The following is a 20536-nucleotide window of genomic DNA, read 5'->3' on the forward strand; positions in this document are numbered from 1 at the left end:
GGCCAGAAGCGCCAGAAAAACAAGGGCCGCAGCTTTCGCCGCGGCCCCCTTTGCAGTTTTCTTTTGCAGGCTGTGTTGCACAAGAGCGATCCCAAAGCCGTTGCCTATTTCTCCGGGATCAGGCCCCGCGGGCTGAACCTCAACACCAGAAGCAGAATCAGGCCCATTGTGAACAGCCGCATATGCGAGGCGCTCTCCATCAGATGCCCCTTCAGCGCGCTGCCCTCGGCCATGCCAGAGGTCACCAGCTCCATCAGCAGGATACCCATCGGCTCCACTTTGATCCAGAAGAACCAGATCAGCATGCCGCCCAGCACCGCGCCGAAGTTGTTGCCGGAACCGCCGACGATCACCATCACCCAAATCAGGAAGGTGAAGCGCAGCGGGTTGTAGGTGCCCGGAGTCATCTGGCTGTCCAGCGTGGTCATCATCGCGCCGGCAATGCCGCAGATGGCGGAGCCCAGCACGAAGATCTGCAGGTGGCGGCGGGTAACGTCCTTGCCCATCGCTTCTGCTGCCGTCTCGTTGTCGCGGATCGCGCGCATCATCCGGCCCCAGGGGCTTTTCAGCGCCATCTGCGCCATCCACAGAAGCGCCAGCAGCACCACCGCGAACATCACCGCATAACCCGCCTTCACGTAAACGGTCGAGGCGGTGACGGGGTCCATGCCCCAGCTTGCCGCACGCTCCACAAAGGACGGATCGTTTTGCAGATCGACCTCATAGGGCAGCGGACGGGGCAGGCCGACCACGTTCTTCACGCCGCGCGACAGCCAGTCCTCGTTCTTCAGGACTGCGATGATGATCTCGGCAATGCCCAGCGTGGCAATCGCCAAATAGTCGGAGCGCAGGCCCAGGGCGGTCTTGCCGATCAGCCAGGCGGCACCGGCTGCCAGCAGGCCGCCAGCGGGCCAGGCCAGCAGCACCGGCAGGCCCAGGCCGCCGATATTGCCCTGCAGCGCGGGGTTGATCGCCTCGACCGAGCCGACCGCCGGATCGAAGATCGCGCGGTAGACGAAGAAGCCCGCGATCAGCACAACGGCCAGCACCAGCGCACGCAGTTTGCCTGCGGGCATGAACTTAGTGACCATCACCGCGGCCACAACCGTCAGCGCGCCCATCACCAGCGCCATCACGATGCTGACGCCGCCCGACGCCCAGGCCGCCGGGATCACCGGTGTCGACACCAGCACCACGGCCAGCCCGCCAAGCGCGGTAAAGCCCATGATGCCGACGTTGAACAGCCCGGCAAAGCCCCATTGGATGTTCACCCCGATGGCCATGATGGCCGAGATCAGCCCCATGTTCAGGATCACCAGCGCCGAGTTCCAGGAGCCGGAGAAGAACAGGAAGTCGGTCATGCCTTCCAGAAGGATCATCACGCCGACAAAGACGAAAAGAAGGGTATGTTTCATGGTGTCGGTCATACCGCTTTCCCTTTGAAAAGGCCGGTAGGCTTGAACAGGAGGACAACAATCAGGATCGCGAAGGAAACCGCGAACTTGTAGTCGGTGCTGAGGAGCTGAACCAGCCCGTCAGGCGCCAGGCTGTCCGGCAGGCCGTAGGTCAGCACCTTCTTCCAGGCATAGGTGATCGTCACCTCGGAGAAGGCGATGATGAACCCGCCGGCAATCGCGCCGATCGGGTTGCCAAGGCCGCCCACGATGGCGGAGGCAAAGATCGGCAGCAGCAGCTGGAAATAGGTGAACGGCTTGAACGACTTGTCGAGGCCGTAGAGCACGCCCGCAATGGTCGCCAGCGCCGCCACGATCATCCAAGTGTACATCACCACGCGTTCCGGGTTGATGCCCGACAGCAGCGCCAGATCCTCGTTATCCGAATAGGCGCGCATCGACTTGCCGGTGCGGGTCTTGTTCAGGAACCAGAATAGCACCGCCACCACGATCACCGCGGTGACCACGGTCAGCGCTTCGGTGGTCTTGATCGCCAGGCCTTCATCCAGCCCGGTGAGCTTCTTGAAGGTCCGCGCCGAGATCACGAAGCGCTCGCCATCGGTAAAGCGCTGGTCGCCCGGCCCGATGATGAAGCGCACGATGCCGTTCATCATGAACATCACACCCAGCGAGACCATGACGAAGATCACCGGCTTTGCCTTTTGCTGGCGGTAGAACCGGTAAACGGTCTTGTCCGTGAACAGCGCCAGCGCAATGGTGCCCAGAATGCCAAACGGCAGCGCCAGCAGGGCGGTCGGCAGCGGGCCTGCGCTGAGGCCCACCGACTGGAACAGCCAGGTGAACAGGATCGTGACCATTGCGCCGAACGCCATGGTGTCGCCATGGGCAAAGTTCGAGAACCGCAGGATCCCGTAAATCAGTGTCACCCCCAGCGCGCCAAGCGCCAGCTGGCTGCCATAGGCCAGCCCGGGGACAATCACAAAGTTGGTAAGCGCCACGAGGGCGTTGAGAAGATCCATTAGAACACCTTTTCGCAGGGTCCGGTGAATACGCGTCTTGCATTCACGTAGTCGATGTATTTCCGGGGCTGGGTCCACAGTGTTGCCGAAAATCTGTTTTCATCGTTTGTTGTTAAAAACAGGGTTTGGCTGGCGTGTTCGTCTTCAGTACGCGCCGTAAGCATTTTTTGCGGGGACTTGATTGTCCATTCGGCTCCAGACACGTCGATCTTGTCCAGTACTTGGCCAGCTTCGGAAACGTGTTCGACGGCGAAAATTCCAAAATTTGTTTCAACTTTTTGCGGCGGTTGTCCCGAAAATTCCAAACTGAGGCTCTCGTTTGCGCATACAGTTTCGGCTGTACAAACTTCTTTAAGCAAACAGGGCTCGGCGGAAACACCAGAAGACAGCGCGAGGTATATCGGTATAGCGATCTTCATGCCTCACCCCCCCAGAAACGACTTGCGCACTTCGGGATCGGCCAGCAGCTCCTTGCCGGTGCCGGTAAAGGCATTGCGCCCCTGCACCAGGACATAGCCTTTGTCCGCGATCTCAAGCGCTTGCTTGGCGTTCTGCTCCACCATCAGGATCGGCAGCCCGGTGCGGGCGACCTCGATGATGCGGTCGAACAGCTCATCCATCACGATGGGGGACACACCCGCCGTCGGTTCGTCCAGCATCAGCACCTTGGGCTTGGTCATCAACGCGCGGCCCACGGCCACCTGCTGACGCTGGCCGCCGGATAGCTCACCGGCCGGCTGGTTGCGCTTGTCGCGCAGGATCGGGAACAGATCATAGACCTGCTCCATCGTGTCCCGGAAATCATCGGTGCGGATAAACGCGCCCATCTCCAGGTTCTCCTCCACCGTCATCGAGGTGAAGATGTTGCTGGTCTGCGGTACAAAGCCCATGCCCTTGATCACCCGGTCCTGCGGGGTCAGCTGGGTGATGTCCTCGCCATCGAGCCGGACGGAGCCGGAGCGCACGTTCAGCATCCCGAACACAGCCTTCATCGCGGTCGATTTGCCGGCGCCGTTTGGGCCGACGATCACCGCGATCTCGCCCTTGTCGACGGCAATGGTGCAGTCGTGCAGGATGTCCGGACCCTTGCCGTAGCCGCCGGTCATGGTGTCGCCGATCAGGAAGGGGCCACCCTCGACCTTGCGGACAGGGCCGCTTTTCAGATGGGCGGGCTGCATCGTGCCCACGCCTTTCAGGTTGGTGATCGAGGCGTCCTTGTTGCCGTGATCGTCCTGGTAGGGGTTGTCGCTCATGCGTCCGCCTCCAGCTTATCCTTGTTTTTCAGGCCAGTACCCAGATAGGCCTCGATCACATGCTCGTTCGCCTTGATCTCGTCCAGGGTGCCCTCGGCCAGCTTCTTGCCCTCGGCCATGCAGATCACCGGATCGCAAAGGCGGCCGATGAATTCCATGTCGTGCTCGATCACCACGAAGGTGTAGCCGCGCTCCTCATTGAGGCGCTTGATCGCATCGGCGATGGTATAAAGCAGGGTGCGGTTCACGCCGGCGCCAACCTCGTCGAGGAAGACGATCTTGGCGTCCACCATCATGGTGCGGCCCAGCTCCAGCAGCTTTTTCTGGCCGCCGGACACCTGGCCTGCCTTCAGGTCCGCGATGTGGCTGATGGTCAGGAACTCCAGCACCTCGTCGGCCTTAGCCCGCAGCGCGCGTTCCTCGTCAGCGATCCGCTTGCGGCCGAACCAGGTGTTCCACAGGCTCTCCCCCGACTGCGCGCCCGGCACCATCATCAGGTTTTCCCGGCAGGTCATCGAGGAGAACTCATGCGCGATCTGGAAAGTGCGCAGCAGGCCCTTGTGGAACAGCTCATGCGGCGGCAGGCCGGTGATATCCTCACCGTCCATGGTGACCCGGCCTGAGGTCGGTTCCAGAACACCTGCGATTACGTTGAAAAGAGTGGTTTTTCCGGCACCGTTCGGGCCGATCAAACCGGTTATGGACCCCTTAGCGATTTCCAGCGAAGCGCCATCCACCGCGTGGAACCCGCCGAAGTGCTTGTGCAAGTCCTCGACGACGATCATGTCATTACATCCCCTGCCGCAGTTTTTGCGGCGTTTTTAATTTGGAACAGCCCGGGCGAAACCCGGGCTGTTCTTTTTTGGTTGCTTTTCCGTTGCTTATCAGCGGAAGCGAAGGGTTTCGTTTTTGCCGTCCTTCACTTCGATCTCGCGGTAGGAGCCTGCGCTCTCACCCGGGCCGATCAGCTCAACGCCGGTTGCGCCCTGGTAGTCGATCTCACCGCCAGCGGCGAGGATTTCCAGCGCCTTGCCCAGCTCGCCCGGGTTGATCGGCTCGCCCGGCGCGTTTGCCACGTCCAGGATTTTGCCGACATAATCCGCCGGGTTGGTGGAGTTGGCAGCCTGCATCGCCAGCAGGAACAGCGCCGCCGCGTCATAGGATTCAGACGCATAGGCGGAGGTGCCGTCAAAGCCGCGCTCTTTTGCCATTTCGGCAAAGATTTCCGCGCCCTTGCTGTCGGAACCGGCAATCTGGCCGAAGGAGCCGTCCAGATCCGGGCCGACGTTCTGGGGCAGGGTGTCGCCGATCATGCCGCCGGGCAGGCCAAAGGTTTCAAACGCGCCGGAATCCAGCGCGCCCTGGATGATGCCCAGGCCGCCCTGGTCCAGATAGCCCGCAACCACCAGAATGTCGCCGCCAGCCGAGGCCAGCGCGCCGACTTCAGCGGAATAGTCGCCCTTGCCATCTTCATGCGCGGTCACGATGGTGACTTCGCCGCCAACCTCTTCGAAGGAGGTTTTGATCGCGTCAGCCAGGCCCTTGCCATAGTCGTTGTTGGTGTAGGTCAGCGCGATCGAGTTGATGCCGCGCTCCTTCAGGATCTCGGCCATCACCTGGCCTTCGCGCGCGTCCGATGGTGAGGTGCGGAAGAACAGGCCGTTGTCTTCCATGGACGACAGGCCGGGCGAGGTGGCCGACGGCGAGATCATCACCATGCCGTTCGGAATCGCCACGTTCTGCAGGATGGCACCGGTCACACCGGAGCAGTCGCCGCCGATGATGCCGTTCACGCCCTCTGCCACCAGCTTTTCGCCGTTTGCCACTGCCAGGCCGTTGTCGATGCAGCCGGTGTCAGCGCGGACCGGGGTCACGGTGGCGCTGTCCAAAAGCTTGCCTGACTTGGTGACCTCTTCCATGGCCAGATCGGCGCCGGCACCCATGGCCGGGGCCAGCGATTCAATCGGGCCGGTGAAGCCGAACAGCACGCCCAGTTTCACTTCCTTCGCGTGGCCGCCGGCAAATGCGGTGCCAGCGGTCAGCGCAACAGCCGCGGTGGCCATCAGCAGTTTTTTCATTTGAGAACTCCCATTGTTGGAACAAAAATGTTCACATCGGACCCTAGGCAAGCCGGTTGAAAAAGAAAAGTCTTATTGAACCGGAACAATTTTCCTCGGGCCGCCTGTTTCGCGCTGCTCCTCCTCTTGATCCCCGGATGCAGCGCCGGCGTGGATTTACCGCGGAATCAGCAGAAGGAAAAGACCTCAATGTTACAGCTGCTTCGCCCCGTGACGCTTGCCCTGGCGCTGATGGCGGTTTGCACGGCCGCGCGTGCAGAAACTCTCTCCAGCAGCCAGGGAACGCTGCGCGTCACCCGGATGGCTGCGGGGTTTGATGTGCCCTGGGCGTTTGCGTTTCTGCCGGACGGCGGCCTGTTGGTGACAGAGCGGGACGGCCAGCTGTTCCATGTGCAGGGCGGGCAAAAGCAGCGCGTCAGCGGCACGCCGGCAGTGGCCGCCGAGGGGCAGGGCGGGCTGCTGGATGTCATGGTGCCGCGCGACTTTGCCAGCAGCCGCGAGGTTTTCCTGACCTACGCCAAGCGCCAGGGGCGCGGGGCCGGCACCGCCCTGGCCGTTGGCAAGCTCAGCCGGGACACTGCACAGCTGACCGGTGTCAGGCTGCTGTTCGAGGCCGCGCCTGGGTCCCGCGGCGGCCGGCATTTCGGCGCCCGCGTGGTGGAGGCGCGCGACGGCACCCTGTTCCTTTCGCTGGGGGAGCGCGGCGACCGCCCCAGCGCCCAGAACCTGCGGCTGCACCAGGGATCGGTGGTGCGGATCAACCGCGACGGCACGGTGCCCGCCAGCAACCCGTTTACCGGCAGGCAGGACGCCCAGCCGGAAATCTGGTCCTACGGGCACCGGAACCCGCAGGGCATGGCGCTGGACCTGCAAGGCGACCTGTGGGTCGCTGAACACGGCGCCAAGGGCGGTGATGAGGTCAACCGTGTCCGCAAGGGCGCCAATTACGGCTGGCCGGTGATCTCCTACGGGCGCCATTACTCCGGCGCGCGGATCGGCGAGGGCACCGCCAAACCCGGCATGGAGCAGCCGCAGTGGTACTGGGACCCCTCCATCGCGCCCTCCGGCATGATGATATATTCCGGCCGCATGTGGCCTGAGTGGCGCGGCGATGTTTTCGTCGGCTCGCTGAAGTTCGACTACATCGCCCGCCTGTCAGGTGCGCCCCTGAAGGAGGTGGAGCAATTGCAAAGCAGCGAGACAGGCCGCATCCGCGACGTGCAGGAAGCGCCCGATGGCAGCATCTGGTTCGCCTCGGAAACGGAGGGCGCGGTTTTCAGACTGTCCCGTTAGACAGAGCTGTCTGCAGCCGTTCAGGCCTTATACGCCGCCGCCTTGCTGCCGCGCTCGCGGTAGGGGGTGGTGTCGTAATGGGCGCGGTAGCATTTGGAGAAATGCGACGGCGAGGCAAAGCCGCAGGCCAGCGCCACGTTGATCACGCTCATGTCGGTCTGCATCAAGAGGTTGCGCGCCTTCTGCAGCCGCAGCTCCATGTAATAGCGCTTGGGCGAGCGGTTCAGGTAGCGGCGGAACAGCCGCTCCAGCTGGCGGGTCGACATGCCCACGTCCTGCGCCAGGATCGACGGGCTTATCGGCTCTTCGATGTTGGCTTCCATCATCTGGATCACCATCGACAGCTTGGGGTGGCGCACGCCGATCCGGGTCGGGATCGACAGACGCTGGGTGTCCTGGTCGGTGCGGATCGAGGAATAGATCAGCTGGTCCGCCACCGCATTCGCCAGTTCCTCGCCGTGGTCGTTGGCAATCAGCTTAAGCATCAGGTCGATCGACGATGTGCCCCCGGCGGTGGACACCCGGTTGCCGTCGATAACAAACACCGATTTGGTCAGGTCGACTTCGTCGAACTCCTCGGCAAAGCTGTCGGCGTTTTCCCAATGGATGGTGGCCCGTTTGCCGTCCAGCAGCCCGGCTTTGGCCATGGTATAAGAGGCCGTGCACAACCCGCCCACGGTCAGCCCCTTGCGGGCCTCGCGGCGCAGCCAGGCCAGCAGTTTCTTGGTTGTGGCCTCCTGCACGTCAATGCCGGAGCACAGCATCACTACGTCGTCGCGGCGCAGCTCGATCAGATCGTCATCCAGATGAAACGTGGTTCCGGCAGAGCAGGTAACATTCTCGCCGCCTTCGCCCACCAGGGTCCAGGAGTACATGTCCTCGCCATACATCCGGTTTGCGATCCGCAGGCACTCGACAGCCGATGCAAAGGACAGCATCGTGAACTTGTCGAGCAGCACAAAGACAAACCTTCTCGGCTGGCCGGCTTCAAATCCAGAATCAGCAGGCTTGCGTGACGTCTGCATGGCGGGGTCCTTCAAGAAACAAGTCGGGCCGCGGGAGCGGGCTCCGCGGCAGGTCAGAAAACCGTGTTCACAGGATGGACGCCGGGTCAAGTAGGCGCAATTCTAAACTGGCCTCCAAGGTGCGGATTTTGTATAGAGCTTCCAATAATTTCTAAAGTCCTCTGATGCGGAGAAAAAGTCATGAGCGAATGGCAAAAATCGGACTGGCGCAGCAAGCCGCGGGTTCAGATGCCGGACTATACCGATCCGGCAGCGCTGAACGCTGTCGAGGCTCAGCTTTCCAAATATCCTCCGCTGGTGTTCGCCGGTGAAGCGCGCCGCCTCAAGCAGCATCTGGGCGCTGCGGGCCGCGGCGAGGCGTTTCTGCTGCAGGGCGGCGACTGCGCTGAAAGCTTCGACCAGTTCAGCGCCGATGCGATCCGCGACACCTTCAAGGTGATGCTGCAGATGGCGATGGTGCTGACCTATGGCGCCAAGGTGCCGGTGGTGAAGGTGGGCCGCATGGCCGGCCAGTTCGCCAAGCCGCGCAGCGCGCCGACCGAAATCATCGATGGCGTCGAGCTGCCCAGCTACCGCGGCGATATCATCAATGAACTTGCCTTCACGCCCGGCGCCCGCATTCCCGACCCCAGCAAGATGCTGCAGGCCTATACCCAGGCGGCGGCGACGCTGAACCTGCTGCGCGCCTTCTCGACCGGCGGTTTTGCCGATATGAGCCGGGTGCACTCCTGGACTCTGGGCTTTACGGACGAGCAGGAAGTGCAGAAGTACAGCGAGATCGCGACCCGCATTCAGGACACCATCGACTTTATGGCGGCTGCCGGGATCAATGCCGACACCACCCATGAATTCTCCACTGTCGAGTTCTACACCAGCCATGAAAGCCTGCTGCTGGAATATGAAGAGGCGCTGACCCGTCTCGATTCCACCTCCGGCAAATGGCTGGCCGGCTCCGGCCACATGATCTGGATCGGCGACCGCACCCGGCAGCCCGACGGCGCCCATGTGGAATTCTGCCGCGGCGTGCTGAACCCGATCGGCCTCAAATGCGGCCCGAGCACCACCGCCGAGGACCTGAAGGTGCTGATGGCGCGCCTGAACCCCGAGAATGAAGAAGGCAAGCTGACCCTGATCGCCCGTTTCGGCGCCGGCAAGGCAGGCGAGCATCTGCCGCGGCTGATCAAGGCAGTGAAGGAAGAGGGCGCCAAGGTGACCTGGGTCTGCGACCCGATGCACGGCAATACCATCAAGTCCTCCACCGGTTACAAAACCCGCCCCTTCGACAGCGTGCTGCGCGAAGTGCGCGACTTCTTCGGCGTCCACAAGGCCGAGGGCACCGTGCCCGGCGGCGTGCATTTCGAGATGACCGGCCAGGACGTGACCGAATGCACCGGCGGCGTCCGCGCCGTGACCGAGGAAGACCTGAGCGACCGCTACCACACCGCCTGCGATCCGCGCCTGAATGCCAGCCAGTCGCTGGAACTGGCCTTCCTGGTGGCAGAGGAACTGTCCGCCCTGCGCGCTGCCCAGAGCGCCCGTCAGGCCGGCTGACACCGGGCAGGCCGCGCAACCGCGGCCTTCCCGCAAGGTCCGGCAAACAAAAAAAGCGCCCCGGGGGTCTCCCTCGGGGCGCAGTCAATTCAAGTGCTATGACCTTGTACTTGAATGAAAACAGCTATGCGGTGCGGCCTGTCAGTCGCGGCTGACCACCAGGCGCAGATGCGGTGCGCCTTTCGGTTTGGCCGGGGCCGCCGCGGGCGCATCCGCCGGTGCCGCGGGTCTGGCCGCGCGGCTGCGCTCCAGCAGCGCCTTGGCCTCATCCAGAATGGACCGCTCCGGCTTGAACCGCGCCTGGGTCTCGGCAAATCCCGGGTTGGGCCGGTTCACATCGCGGCGCTCTTCCTTGGCGGCAGGCGTGGCGGCATCAGGCCGCGGCTTGGCCTTGAATCCGGCGGTGCCGGTTGCCTTGCCGACCGCGCGCATTTCGATCGAGGAGATCGAAAACCGCTGCGAGGTGACCGTTTCGCCGTCATCCGCCACCAGCACACCCAGAACCCGGCTGATGTCACCCAGATCGCTGCGCAGCGGCAGCATCAGCATCCGGGCCTCGCGCGGGCTGCGCAGGCGCGGCGCTTCGATCTGCAGTTCCAGTTCCACGATTGCGGGCGTTTCGAACATATGCTCCATCGCCGAGCTCAGCTGCTTGCGCGCGTCGGTGGTGAAGAAGGCGGTGATCGGCATGCCGCGCACCTCCATGCCGGCCATGCCGTTCACCAGCGACCCGGCCAGGCGGAACCGGGCAATGCCGGGTGCGATCCGTTCCAGGATAAAGGTGTGGCTCAGGATGTTCTCCAGCCCGCGCGGGTCGATCTGGGACCGGCTCGGCACATCATCGCCGCGCCGCAGGGCCGTCCAATAGGCCTCAGCCTGGCGCAGCGGCGACAGCGGCCCGCCTTTGCGGAACCGGTTCATGGAAACAACCTTGTCCTGACTGCTCGTCATCTCAGTGCCGCTGCGGCTGCCAAAAAACATCTCATATCCCCTTCAACCCCGGCCTGCTTTGCGTCCCCTTCAGCCAGCGGCTGCGTTAACACTTAGGGCCGGTATGGTTACCCTGAAGTTAAGATGCCACAATCTAATTCAAATTTGGACTACTTCTTTAAGCAATGGTTAACGCGCAGGGCTAGCGCCGTTTATGCGATTGCGCTTGCACCCTATACTTTCGAGACAGTAGAGCTGTCCAACCACCAGCGACGAGAGGGCCTTTCCCATGACCATCCGCAGCATGACCGCCTTTGCCTCGGCGCAGGGCAGCACCGGGCAGCACAGCTGGAGCTGGGAGCTCCGCTCGGTCAATGCCAAGGGGCTGGACATCCGCCTGCGGGTGCCGGATTGGCTGGAAGGCCTTGAAAACCATATCCGTTCGGTTTTGTCCAAGGCGCTGGCGCGGGGCAATGTATCATTGACGCTGCGGATCACCCGGACCGAGGACAGCGCCGCGCAGGTCCAGATCAACACTGCGGTCCTGCAGTCGGTGATCAAGGCCCTGGGCGAGGCGCAGTCGATTGCCGAGCAGAACCGGGTGGGCATCCGCCCGGCCTCCGCCGCGGAGGTGCTGGGCTTCAAGGGCGTGCTGGAACAGGCCGCAATTGACGACGATCCGGCGCCGCTGGTGAAAGCGCTGAGCAAGGAACTGGAAACCCTTGTGGCGGAATTCGTGCAGATGCGCGAGGCCGAGGGTGCCGCGCTTGCCGTAATCCTTAACGGCCAGCTGGAGCAGGTCGCCTCGCTGACGGCCCAGGCTGGCGCCCGCGCCGATGAGCGCAAGCTGAAAATGGCCGAGACCTTCAAGGCCAATCTGGCCCGGGTGCTGGACAACGCCGATGGCGCCGATCCGGACCGGGTGGCGCAGGAACTGGCGCTGATTGCGGTCAAGGCGGATGTCACCGAAGAACTGGACCGCCTCGGCGCCCATGTCGGCGCCGCGCGCGATCTGCTGATCAAAGGCGGCGCCGTGGGCCGCAAGCTCGACTTTTTGATGCAGGAGTTCAACCGGGAGGCCAACACGCTCTGTTCAAAAGCGCAGCACAGCGCCTTGACGGCGGTGGGGCTTGAGCTGAAAACCGTGATCGACCAGATGCGCGAGCAGGTGCAGAACATAGAATAAGAAAAGGAGTGCCCAGATGGCGGACCGCCGCGGCCTTTTGATCATCCTCTCATCGCCTTCGGGCGCAGGCAAATCCACACTGGCCCGCCGCCTGATGGCCTGGGACCCGGGCCTCAAATTCTCAGTCTCTGCCACCACCCGCGCCCCGCGCCCGGGCGAGGAGCACGGCCGCGAGTACTTTTTCATGTCCGAGGACGAGTTCCGCCAAAATGTGGCCGAAGGCGGCATGCTGGAGCACGCCCATGTCTTCGGCAATTTCTACGGCTCACCCGCAGGCCCGGTCAGGGACACCATCGAGGCCGGCCAGGACGTGCTGTTCGACGTCGACTGGCAGGGGGAGATCCAGATCCGCAACTCGGACCTCGGCAAGCACGCGCTGTCGATCTTCATCCTGCCGCCCTCGATCCCGGAGCTGCGCCGCCGCCTGGAAACCCGCGCCCAGGACAGCGAAGAGGTGATCGCCAAGCGGATGCAGAAAAGCTGGGATGAGATCAGCCACTGGGGCTATTACGATTACGTGCTGGTCAACGACGACCTGGACCAGACCGAGGCCAAGCTGAAAACCATCGTCGAAGCCGAACGGATGCGCCGGATCCAGCAGCCCAAGCTGCAGGAGCATGTGCGCGCCCTGCAAACCCAATTCGAGGAACAGTCATGACCCTGTACGCACTTGGAGAAGACCAGCCGCAAATTCATGAGGACACCTGGGTTGCCCCCGATGCCAATCTGATCGGCAAGGTGGTGATGGAGGCGGGGTCTTCGGTCTGGTTCGGCGTCACCATCCGCGCCGACCACGAGGAGATCCGCATCTGCGAAGGCACCAACGTGCAGGAAAACGTGGTGATGCACATTGATGCGGGCTATCCGCTGACCATCGGCAAGAACTGCACCATCGGCCACAAGGCGATGCTGCACGGCTGCACCATCGGCGAAAACACCCTTGTCGGCATGGGCGCCACCATCCTCAATGGCGCAAAGATCGGCAAAAACTGCCTGATCGGCGCCGGTGCGCTGGTCACCGAGAACAAGGAAATCCCCGACAACTCGCTGGTCATGGGCAGCCCCGGCAAGGTGGTGCGGGAGGTTGATGCCGCGCTGGCCGCGAAGCTTACCCAAAGCGCGCTCCACTATCAGGACAACATGCGCTGCTTCCGGGCGGAGATGAAACCGCTGTAATCAGCCGCCGCCTGCCGGATTTTGCGCTGGCTGAACGGGGGGGCCACATGCCGTTTACATCGCGGCGCTAGGCAGGCCGGACTCTCAACGACGGGGATCTGATGACGACGGAGCTGATTGACGGATTTCTTGCGGCCATCCCGCTGCCGGCCGTTCTGGTGGACCAGACAGAGCGGTTCATCGCGGTGAATGCCGATGCCGCAGCGCTGCTGGGGCAGGGCGTGAAGGGGCGCCATTTCGCCACCATCCTGCGCCAGCCCAGCGTGGCCGCCGCCATCGAGGGCTGCCTGCGCGACCGCACCCCGCGCGTGGCCAAGCATCTTGCCAATGACGGTGCGCAAGACACCACCTTTGCGGTCACCCTGCGCTATGTGCCCGGCATCGGCGCGGTCGCCGGCGGCGCGGTTCTGGCCTGTTTCGACGACGTCACCGAACGCGAGCAGGCAGGCCAGATGCGGCGCGATTTTGTCGCCAATGTCAGCCACGAATTGCGCACGCCGCTGACCGCGCTGATCGGCTTCATCGAAACCCTGCGCGGCCCGGCTCGGGAGGACGCGAAGGCGCGCGACCGCTTTTTGTCCATCATGGAGGGCGAGGCCAGCCGCATGAACCGCCTGGTGGGCGACCTCCTGTCCCTGAACCGGGTGGAGAGCGAAGAGCGGGTGCGGCCCAAGCAAAAGGTCGATCTGACCGGCCATCTGGCCTCCACCCTCAAGACACTGCAGCCGGTGGCGGAGGCCCGCGGCGTGGCGATGAAACTGGAGGCGCCGGAAGAGGCCGTTTCGGTCACAGGCGATCCGGACCAGTTGCAGCAGGTCTTCACCAACCTGCTTGAAAACGCAGTGAAATACGGCGGCGACGAAGTCAGGGTGGTGCTGAGCCGTTCCGAACGAGACCCGGCGGTGCGTGCCCCCGCCGCCCGCGTTGAGGTGATCGACAACGGGCCGGGAATCGACCCTGTCCACCTGCCGCGCCTGACCGAACGCTTTTATCGCGCCGACAGCCACCGCTCGCGCGAGATGGGCGGCACCGGGCTGGGCCTGGCAATTGTAAAACACATCGTCAACCGCCACCGCGGCCGCCTTCGGGTCGATAGCGAATTGGGGCAAGGGTCTGTTTTTACGGTGATCCTCCCTGAATAACCGCCGCCGTAAATCCTCAAAGTGAAAAGCCGCCGCCGGACATCTCCGGCGGCGGTTTGCTGATTCATGACACATTTTTTGCCGCCGGAACCGGGTTTGTCATGAACCTGTTACACTGGTGTCACAAAAGCCTCATCAGCGGCCTCTAGGTGATGCGCCAAGGTCACCGAGGGGTGATCGAACATTGAAAACTCATGGAGACAAAAATGTCCTTTGTGAAACTGACCGCTTCCGCCCTGGCAATTTCCGCCGTTTCTGCAACCGCAGCAGCCGCGCGCGACCAGGTGCAGGTTGCCGGTTCGTCGACCGTTCTGCCCTATGCCTCGATCGTGGCTGAGGCCTTTGGCGAGAACTTCGACTTCCCGACCCCGGTTGTGGAATCCGGCGGCTCCTCCGCGGGCCTGAAGCGGTTCTGCGAAGGTGTCGGCGAAAACACCATCGACGTCGCCAATGCGTCGCGCAAGATCAAGGACAAGGAAATCGCCGCCTGTGCCGAAAACGGCGTGACCGACATCATCGAGGTCCGCATCGGTTATGACGGCATCGTGTTTGCCTCCGACAGCAGCGCCGACGCCTTCGAATTCACCCCGTCCGACTGGTTCCTGGCGCTGTCCGACAAGATCCTGGTCGATGGCGAACTGGCCAATAACCCGAACACCACCTGGGCCGACGTGAACCCGGATTTCCCGGCTGTTGATATCCAGGCCTTTGTTCCGGGCACCAAGCACGGCACCCGCGAAGTGTTCGAAGACAAGGTGATCCTGGCGGGCTGCGAGGAAACCGGTGCCTTTGAAGCCTTCAAGGAAGCCAATGGCGGCGACAAGAAAGCTGCTGAAAAGGCCTGTATCGCCCTGCGCACCGACGGCAAGTCGGTCGACATCGACGGCGACTACACCGAGACCCTGGCCCGGATTGAGTCCAACAAGGACGGCATCGGCGTCTTCGGCCTGGCCTTCTATGAAAACAACACCGACAAGCTGCAGGTTGCGACCATGTCCGGCGTTGTGCCCTCGACCGAGAGCATCGCATCCGGCGAATACCCGGTTTCCCGCCCGCTGTTCTTCTACGTGAAGAAAGCCCACATCGGCGTGATCCCGGGCCTGAAGGAATACGCTGAGTTCTTCGTTGCCGACGAAGTCGCAGGCGAAGACGGCCCGCTGGCCGAATACGGCCTGGTCGCGGACCCGGAACTGGCCGAGACTCAGGAAACCGTCGCAAACGAAGCCGTCATGGGCGGCAACTCCTAAGGCTTCGCGCTGATCTGAGATTTGCCGGGGCGGAGCCTTCTGCCCCGGCGCTGTTTTTCCCGGTCCCCGACGCTGTTTCCCTTTCCGTCACCGCCTAACGGAGCCCTCCATGCCCACTTTCTGGCTCGTTGTTCTCCTGCTTGCGCTGTCCGCAGCGGGTTTCTACCTAGGGCGCAGCCGCGCGCTCAGAACCGCCGGGGGCGATGCAAGAGACCTGCATTCGCTGCCGTCCTATTATGGCTACCACGTTGCGCTGGCCGCGTTTGTGCCCGCCATCGCGGTGCTGGCTGTCTGGCTGCTGGCCCAGCCGCTGATTATCGAAAACCGCGTCTCGAACCTGATCCCGGCAGAGGCCGTGCCGGAAAACACCACTATCGGCCTGGTGATGAGCGACGTGCGCCGGGTTGCCGAAGGGCTGGATCTGGCGGTGGAGCAGGGCCTCTTGACCCGCCGTGAGGCGCGGGATGCCGCCGGCGGGCAGGACCTGCGCGCCCTGATGGGCGAGGTTGGCGTTGCCCTCGGCTCTGACGTGCGGCCCGAGGTGCTGAGTGCCGCCCAGTCCTACCGCAACCTGTCCCACACCGGCAAAACTGCAATGACCGTGGTTGTCGCGCTGCTGGCGCTTGGCGGCTTTGTCTGGGCCTACGGCCGCACGCACAAGGACTTCCGCGCCCGCAACGTGGTGGAGCGCGGCGTGCTGGCGCTGCTGATCCTGGCGGCCTCGCTGGCGGCCCTGACCACCGTCGGCATCGTCCTGTCGATGCTGTTTGAGACCAAGAACTTCTTCGGCCTGCACTCCTGGACCGACTTCTTCTTTGGCTCCACTTGGGCCCCTAACTTCCGCGGCGGCAGCGACCTGTCGATCCTGCCGCTGTTGTGGGGGACGCTTTACATTTCCTTCATCGCGCTGCTGGTGGCGGTGCCGGTGGGCCTGTTTGCTGCAATCTACCTGTCCGAATACGCCAGCGGCACGGTGCGTTCCTTCGCCAAGCCGCTGCTGGAGATCCTAGCAGGTATCCCGACCATCGTTTACGGCCTGTTTGCGCTGCTGACCGTGGGCCCGGCGCTGGCGAACCTGTTTGCCAAGGGCGGACTGCTGGGCGTCGAATGGATGGCCGGTGCCACCTCGGTGCTGACGGCTGGGCTGGTGATGGGCGTTATGCTGATCCCCTTCGTCTCCTCGCTGTCCGATGACATCATCAACGCGGTGCCGCAGGCGCTGCGCGATGGCTCGCTGGGGCTGGGCGCCACAAAATCCGAAACCGTGCGCCAGGTGGTGATGCCGGCCGCGCTGCCGGGCATTGTCGGCGCGGTGCTGCTGGCCGCGTCGCGCGCCATTGGCGAAACCATGATCGTGGTGATGGGGGCAGGGGCGATTGCCAAGTTCTCTGCCAACCCGCTGGAGTCGATGACCACCATCACCACCCGCATCGTCAGCCAGCTGACCGGCGACACCGACTTTGCCAGCCCCGAAACCCTTGTTGCCTTTGCCCTGGGCCTGACCCTGTTTGTCCTGACCCTCGGCCTGAACGTCCTGGCGCTCTATATCGTGCGCAAATACCGGGAGCAGTATGAATAATGACTGACCTCAGCCAATCCCCCGCAGGCGCCGCGCCCCGCAAACACGGCGGGTCGCTGCTGCAGCAGACCCCGCGCACCAGGAAGCGCAACGCAGCCGAAGCACGGTTCCGCGGCTATGGCATCGCCGCCATCACCGCAGGCCTGGTCATGCTGCTGGTCCTTGTGACCACCATTGTCAGCAAGGGCACCGGCGCGTTCCAGCAAACCTTTGTGACACTCAATGTGGAGCTGCTGGAAAGCAAGCTCGACAAGAAAGGCAACCGCAACATCGAGGACATCAAGAAGGTCACCACCTTCGGCTATGCCCCGATCATCAAGGGCGCGATGGAGGCCACGGTTGAGGAACTGGGCATCGAGACCAGCCTTAAGGCCAAGGAACTGGCCGGCGTGCTGTCCAAGGACGTGGCCGCGCAGCTGCGCGACTACGTGATCGCCAACCCGGACCAGATCGGCCAGACGGTGGAGTTCCGCTTTCTCGCCTCCAGCCGCGTGGACGGCTACCTGAAGGGGCGCGTCACCCGCGACAGCATCGTCAACGACAAGAACATCTCTGCCGAACAGCTTGATCTTGTTGATGCTTTGGCCGCCGCCGGTGTGCTGGAGAAGACCTTCAACCTCGACTTCATCACCGGCGCCGACGCCTCTGACGCCCGCCCCGAAGCGGCAGGCATCGGCGTCTCCATGCTGGGCTCGCTGTTCATGATGTTTGTGGTGCTCGCGCTGGCGCTGCCGATCGGCGTTGCGGCTTCGATCTATCTGGAGGAGTTCGCGCCGCAGAACTGGCTCACCGACATGATCGAGGTGAACATCTCCAACCTCGCCGCGGTGCCGTCGATTGTGTTCGGCATCTTGGGCCTTGCGGTCTTCATCAACTACATGCACCTGCCGACCTCGGCGCCGCTGGTGGGCGGTCTGGTGCTGACGCTGATGACCCTGCCGACCATCATCATCTCCACCCGCGCCTCGCTGAAATCGGTGCCGCCGTCGATCCGCGACGCCGCTCTGGGCGTCGGGGCGTCGAAAATGCAGGCGGTGTTCCACCATGTGCTGCCGCTGGCCGCGCCCGGCATCCTGACCGGCACCATCATCGGCCTGGCGCAGGCGCTGGGGGAAACCGCGCCGCTGCTGCTCATCGGCATGGTCGGCTTCATCGCCTCCAACGCGCCGGAAACCATTGCCGACGGTCTGCTGGCGCCGAACTCGGCGATGCCTGCGCAAATCTACGAATGGGCCAAACGCGCCGACCCGGCCTTCTATGAACGCGCCTGGGGCGGCATCATCATCCTTCTTCTCTTCCTGGTGACCATGAACACGCTTGCCGTGATCCTGCGCCGCCGCTTTGAACGCCGCTGGTAAGGGGGCATAGTGCAATGAACGACATGACCTTGATGGATAACACCGTGGACACTCAGAACATCAAAATCGCCGCCAAGGACGTGAACGTCTTTTACGGCGACACCCACGCAATCAAAGACGTGAACGTCGAGATCGAGGACAACACCGTCACCGCCTTCATCGGTCCCTCCGGCTGCGGCAAGTCCACCTTCCTGCGCTGCCTGAACCGGATGAACGACACCATCGGCACCTGCAAGGTGACGGGCGATATCCTGCTGGATGGCGAGGATATTTACGACAAGCGCGTCGATCCGGTGCAGCTGCGCGCCAAGGTCGGCATGGTGTTTCAGAAGCCGAACCCGTTCCCCAAGTCGATCTACGACAATGTGGCCTATGGCCCGCGCATCCACGGCTTGGCGAGAAACAAGGCGGAACTTGATGAAATCGTGGAGAAATCCCTGCGCCGCGGAGCAATCTGGGATGAGGTGAAGGACCGTCTGGACGCCCCCGGCACCGGTCTTTCGGGCGGCCAGCAGCAGCGCCTGTGCATTGCCCGCGCCGTCGCGACGGAGCCTGAAGTGCTGCTGATGGACGAACCCTGCTCGGCGCTGGATCCGATTGCGACCGCCCAGGTCGAAGAGCTGATTGACGAGCTGCGCGCCAGCTACTCGGTGGTGATCGTCACCCACTCGATGCAGCAGGCCGCGCGCGTCAGTCAGAAAACCGCCTTCTTCCACCTCGGCAACCTGGTGGAATTCGGCCCCACCGGCCAGATCTTCACCAACCCCGAAGATCCGCGCACGGAAAGCTACATCACCGGCCGGATCGGCTGATCTATAGGAATTTCAACATGGCAGAGCAGCATATTGCATCGGCATTCGACCGCGACCTGGAGGCAATTCAGGCCCGGATCATGAAAATGGGCGGCCTGGTCGAGGACGCCATCCGCGAGGCGGCCCGCGCGCTGGAAACCCGCGACGAGGAACTGGCGCTGACGGTGCGTCAGGGCGACAAGGCCATCGACGGGCTGGAAGAGCTGATCAACGAGGAAACCGCCCGTCTGATCGCGCTGCGCGCGCCTGCGGCCTCTGACCTGCGTCTGGTGCTGTCGGTGATGAAGATCGCCGGCAACCTGGAACGCATTGGCGACTATGCCAAAAACATGGCCAAGCGCACCGCCGTGCTGGCCCAGGGCCCCAACATCAGCGAAGGCGCCGCCGCCCTGCGCCGGATGGCGCGCGAGGTTGAGCGGATGCTCAAGGATGCGCTTGATTCCTACATCCAGCGCGACGTGGAGCTGGCCCGTGACGTGATCGAGCGCGACCGCGATGTGGACCAGATGTACAACGCCCTGTTCCGCGAATTCCTGACCCATATGATGGAAGATCCGCGCAACATTTCGGCCTGTATGCACTTGCATTTCATCGCAAAAAACACCGAACGCATGGGCGACCACGTGACCGCGATTGCGGAGCAGGTGATCTATCTTGTGACCGGCGAGAAGCCGGAGGAAGACCGCAAGAAAGCCGACACCACCTCGACAACACCGCAGGAGATCTGACCGATGGCTGCCGATCAGCCCACCGTTCTTGTTGTTGAAGATGAAATGGCCCAGCGGGAAGTGCTGGCCTACAACCTCGAAGCCGACGGCTTTCGCGTGCTGCGCGCCGAACATGGCGAGGAAGCGCTGCTGGTGGTCGAGGAGGACATGCCCGATATCATCATCCTGGACTGGATGATGCCCAACCTCAGCGGCATCGAAGTGTGCCGCCGGCTGAAGACCCGTCCGGAAACCCGCAACATTCCGGTGATCATGCTGTCGGCCCGCTCGGAAGAGGTCGACAAGGTGCGCGGGCTGGAAACCGGCGCCGATGATTACGTGGTGAAACCCTATTCGGTGATTGAGCTGATGGCCCGGGTGCGCACCCAGCTGCGCCGGGTGCGGCCCTCCACGGTCGGCGTGCGGCTGGAATACGACGACATCGTGCTGGACGCGGAAACCCACAAGGTCAGCCGCGCCGACAATCCGCTGAAGCTGGGGCCGACGGAATTCCGCCTGCTCTCCACCTTCATGGAGAAGCCGGGCCGGGTGTGGAGCCGCGAGCAGCTCTTGGACCGGGTCTGGGGCCGCGACATCTATGTCGACACCCGCACTGTTGACGTTCACATCGGGCGGCTGCGCAAGGCGCTGACTCAGCATGGCGGCAGCGACCCGGTGCGCACGGTGCGCGGCGCTGGCTACGCGCTCGGCTAAAGCGGCATCAGGGGGTGTACAGGCGGTGCACAGGGGGTGCACGCAAGTCAC

At 63.1% G+C, this 20536-nt stretch carries 20 protein-coding genes; 12 read left to right on the forward strand and 8 right to left on the reverse strand.

The genetic code is table 11. The features are described from left to right. Positions 1 to 104: 104 nt before the first annotated feature. From PHA8399_RS14735 to PHA8399_RS14755, 6 genes are all read right to left on the reverse strand, one after another. Positions 105 to 1427: a branched-chain amino acid ABC transporter permease gene (locus PHA8399_RS14735; protein ID WP_058286878.1), complete on the reverse strand. Its 1323-nt coding sequence runs from the start codon at positions 1425 to 1427 to the stop codon at positions 105 to 107. Continuing rightward, complete coding sequence (locus tag PHA8399_RS14740; protein WP_058286879.1) at positions 1424 to 2434, reverse strand: branched-chain amino acid ABC transporter permease; 1011 nt, start codon at positions 2432 to 2434, stop codon at positions 1424 to 1426. Before PHA8399_RS14740 ends, PHA8399_RS14735 begins: the two co-directional genes overlap by 4 nt. Beyond that, a complete protein-coding gene (locus PHA8399_RS22360) occupies positions 2434 to 2853 on the reverse strand; it encodes a hypothetical protein (protein ID WP_145977045.1) in 420 nt (139 codons plus the stop codon). Before PHA8399_RS22360 ends, PHA8399_RS14740 begins: the two co-directional genes overlap by 1 nt. A gap of 3 nt (positions 2854 to 2856) precedes the next feature. Continuing rightward, positions 2857 to 3687, reverse strand: a complete 831-nt coding sequence (locus PHA8399_RS14745; protein ID WP_082649554.1) for an ABC transporter ATP-binding protein — start codon at positions 3685 to 3687, stop codon at positions 2857 to 2859. Beyond that, positions 3684 to 4472, reverse strand: coding sequence for an ABC transporter ATP-binding protein (locus tag PHA8399_RS14750; protein WP_058286880.1), 789 nt, complete (start codon positions 4470 to 4472; stop codon positions 3684 to 3686). Before PHA8399_RS14750 ends, PHA8399_RS14745 begins: the two co-directional genes overlap by 4 nt. A 99-nt stretch (positions 4473 to 4571) precedes the next feature. Beyond that, positions 4572 to 5765 (reverse strand): ABC transporter substrate-binding protein, encoded by a 1194-nt coding sequence (locus PHA8399_RS14755; protein WP_058286881.1) that lies wholly within the window; start codon positions 5763 to 5765, stop codon positions 4572 to 4574. 189 nt (positions 5766 to 5954) lie between these two features. Between PHA8399_RS14755 and PHA8399_RS14760 the strand changes: the two genes are divergently transcribed. Then, positions 5955 to 7058: a PQQ-dependent sugar dehydrogenase gene (locus tag PHA8399_RS14760; RefSeq protein ID WP_058286882.1), complete on the forward strand. Its 1104-nt coding sequence runs from the start codon at positions 5955 to 5957 to the stop codon at positions 7056 to 7058. Positions 7059 to 7078: 20 nt separating this feature from the next. On the opposite strand, the gene PHA8399_RS14765 is transcribed toward PHA8399_RS14760, so the two are convergent. Next, entirely contained in the window at positions 7079 to 8083 is a 1005-nt protein-coding gene (locus tag PHA8399_RS14765) for a GlxA family transcriptional regulator (RefSeq protein WP_058286883.1), read from the reverse strand. Positions 8084 to 8263: 180 nt separating this feature from the next. On the opposite strand from PHA8399_RS14765, the gene PHA8399_RS14770 reads away from it, so the two are divergent. Then, positions 8264 to 9634: a class II 3-deoxy-7-phosphoheptulonate synthase gene (locus PHA8399_RS14770; protein ID WP_058286884.1), complete on the forward strand. Its 1371-nt coding sequence runs from the start codon at positions 8264 to 8266 to the stop codon at positions 9632 to 9634. Positions 9635 to 9775: 141 nt separating this feature from the next. Here the strand turns inward: PHA8399_RS14770 and PHA8399_RS14775 are convergent, their stop codons facing one another. Next, complete coding sequence (locus PHA8399_RS14775) at positions 9776 to 10615, reverse strand: PAS domain-containing protein (protein WP_058286885.1); 840 nt, start codon at positions 10613 to 10615, stop codon at positions 9776 to 9778. A gap of 238 nt (positions 10616 to 10853) precedes the next feature. On the opposite strand from PHA8399_RS14775, the gene PHA8399_RS14780 reads away from it, so the two are divergent. The 10 genes from PHA8399_RS14780 (at position 10854) to phoB (ending at position 20485) form a co-directional block, all read left to right on the forward strand. Further along, positions 10854 to 11750, forward strand: coding sequence for a YicC/YloC family endoribonuclease (locus PHA8399_RS14780; RefSeq protein WP_058286886.1), 897 nt, complete (start codon positions 10854 to 10856; stop codon positions 11748 to 11750). A 16-nt stretch (positions 11751 to 11766) separates the two neighbouring features. After that, on the forward strand, positions 11767 to 12408 hold the full coding sequence (gene gmk, locus PHA8399_RS14785; RefSeq protein WP_058286887.1) for a guanylate kinase: 642 nt from the start codon (positions 11767 to 11769) through the stop codon (positions 12406 to 12408). Continuing rightward, complete coding sequence (locus tag PHA8399_RS14790) at positions 12405 to 12926, forward strand: gamma carbonic anhydrase family protein (RefSeq protein WP_058286888.1); 522 nt, start codon at positions 12405 to 12407, stop codon at positions 12924 to 12926. The genes gmk and PHA8399_RS14790 overlap by 4 nt, the downstream gene beginning before the upstream one ends. Positions 12927 to 13027: 101 nt before the next feature. Next, positions 13028 to 14068, forward strand: a complete 1041-nt coding sequence (locus PHA8399_RS14795; protein ID WP_058286889.1) for a sensor histidine kinase — start codon at positions 13028 to 13030, stop codon at positions 14066 to 14068. Positions 14069 to 14274: 206 nt separating this feature from the next. Then, entirely contained in the window at positions 14275 to 15315 is a 1041-nt protein-coding gene (locus tag PHA8399_RS14800) for a substrate-binding domain-containing protein (protein ID WP_058287278.1), read from the forward strand. Positions 15316 to 15424: 109 nt separating this feature from the next. Next, positions 15425 to 16894, forward strand: a complete 1470-nt coding sequence (pstC, locus tag PHA8399_RS14805) for a phosphate ABC transporter permease subunit PstC (RefSeq protein WP_058286890.1) — start codon at positions 15425 to 15427, stop codon at positions 16892 to 16894. Beyond that, positions 16894 to 18252 carry a phosphate ABC transporter permease PstA gene (gene pstA / locus PHA8399_RS14810; protein ID WP_058286891.1) on the forward strand — a complete coding sequence of 453 codons (1359 nt, stop codon included), beginning with the start codon at positions 16894 to 16896 and terminating at the stop codon, positions 18250 to 18252. The genes pstC and pstA overlap by 1 nt, the downstream gene beginning before the upstream one ends. A 14-nt stretch (positions 18253 to 18266) precedes the next feature. Further along, positions 18267 to 19064 carry a phosphate ABC transporter ATP-binding protein PstB gene (gene pstB, locus PHA8399_RS14815; RefSeq protein WP_058286892.1) on the forward strand — a complete coding sequence of 266 codons (798 nt, stop codon included), beginning with the start codon at positions 18267 to 18269 and terminating at the stop codon, positions 19062 to 19064. Positions 19065 to 19081: 17 nt separating this feature from the next. Further along, positions 19082 to 19792, forward strand: coding sequence for a phosphate signaling complex protein PhoU (gene phoU / locus PHA8399_RS14820; RefSeq protein WP_058286893.1), 711 nt, complete (start codon positions 19082 to 19084; stop codon positions 19790 to 19792). A gap of 3 nt (positions 19793 to 19795) precedes the next feature. Next, positions 19796 to 20485 (forward strand): phosphate regulon transcriptional regulator PhoB, encoded by a 690-nt coding sequence (gene phoB, locus PHA8399_RS14825; protein ID WP_058286894.1) that lies wholly within the window; start codon positions 19796 to 19798, stop codon positions 20483 to 20485. Positions 20486 to 20536: the final 51 nt, after the last annotated feature.

The organism is Leisingera aquaemixtae (assembly GCF_001458395.1).
In the GTDB taxonomy this organism is placed as follows: domain Bacteria; phylum Pseudomonadota; class Alphaproteobacteria; order Rhodobacterales; family Rhodobacteraceae; genus Leisingera; species Leisingera aquaemixtae.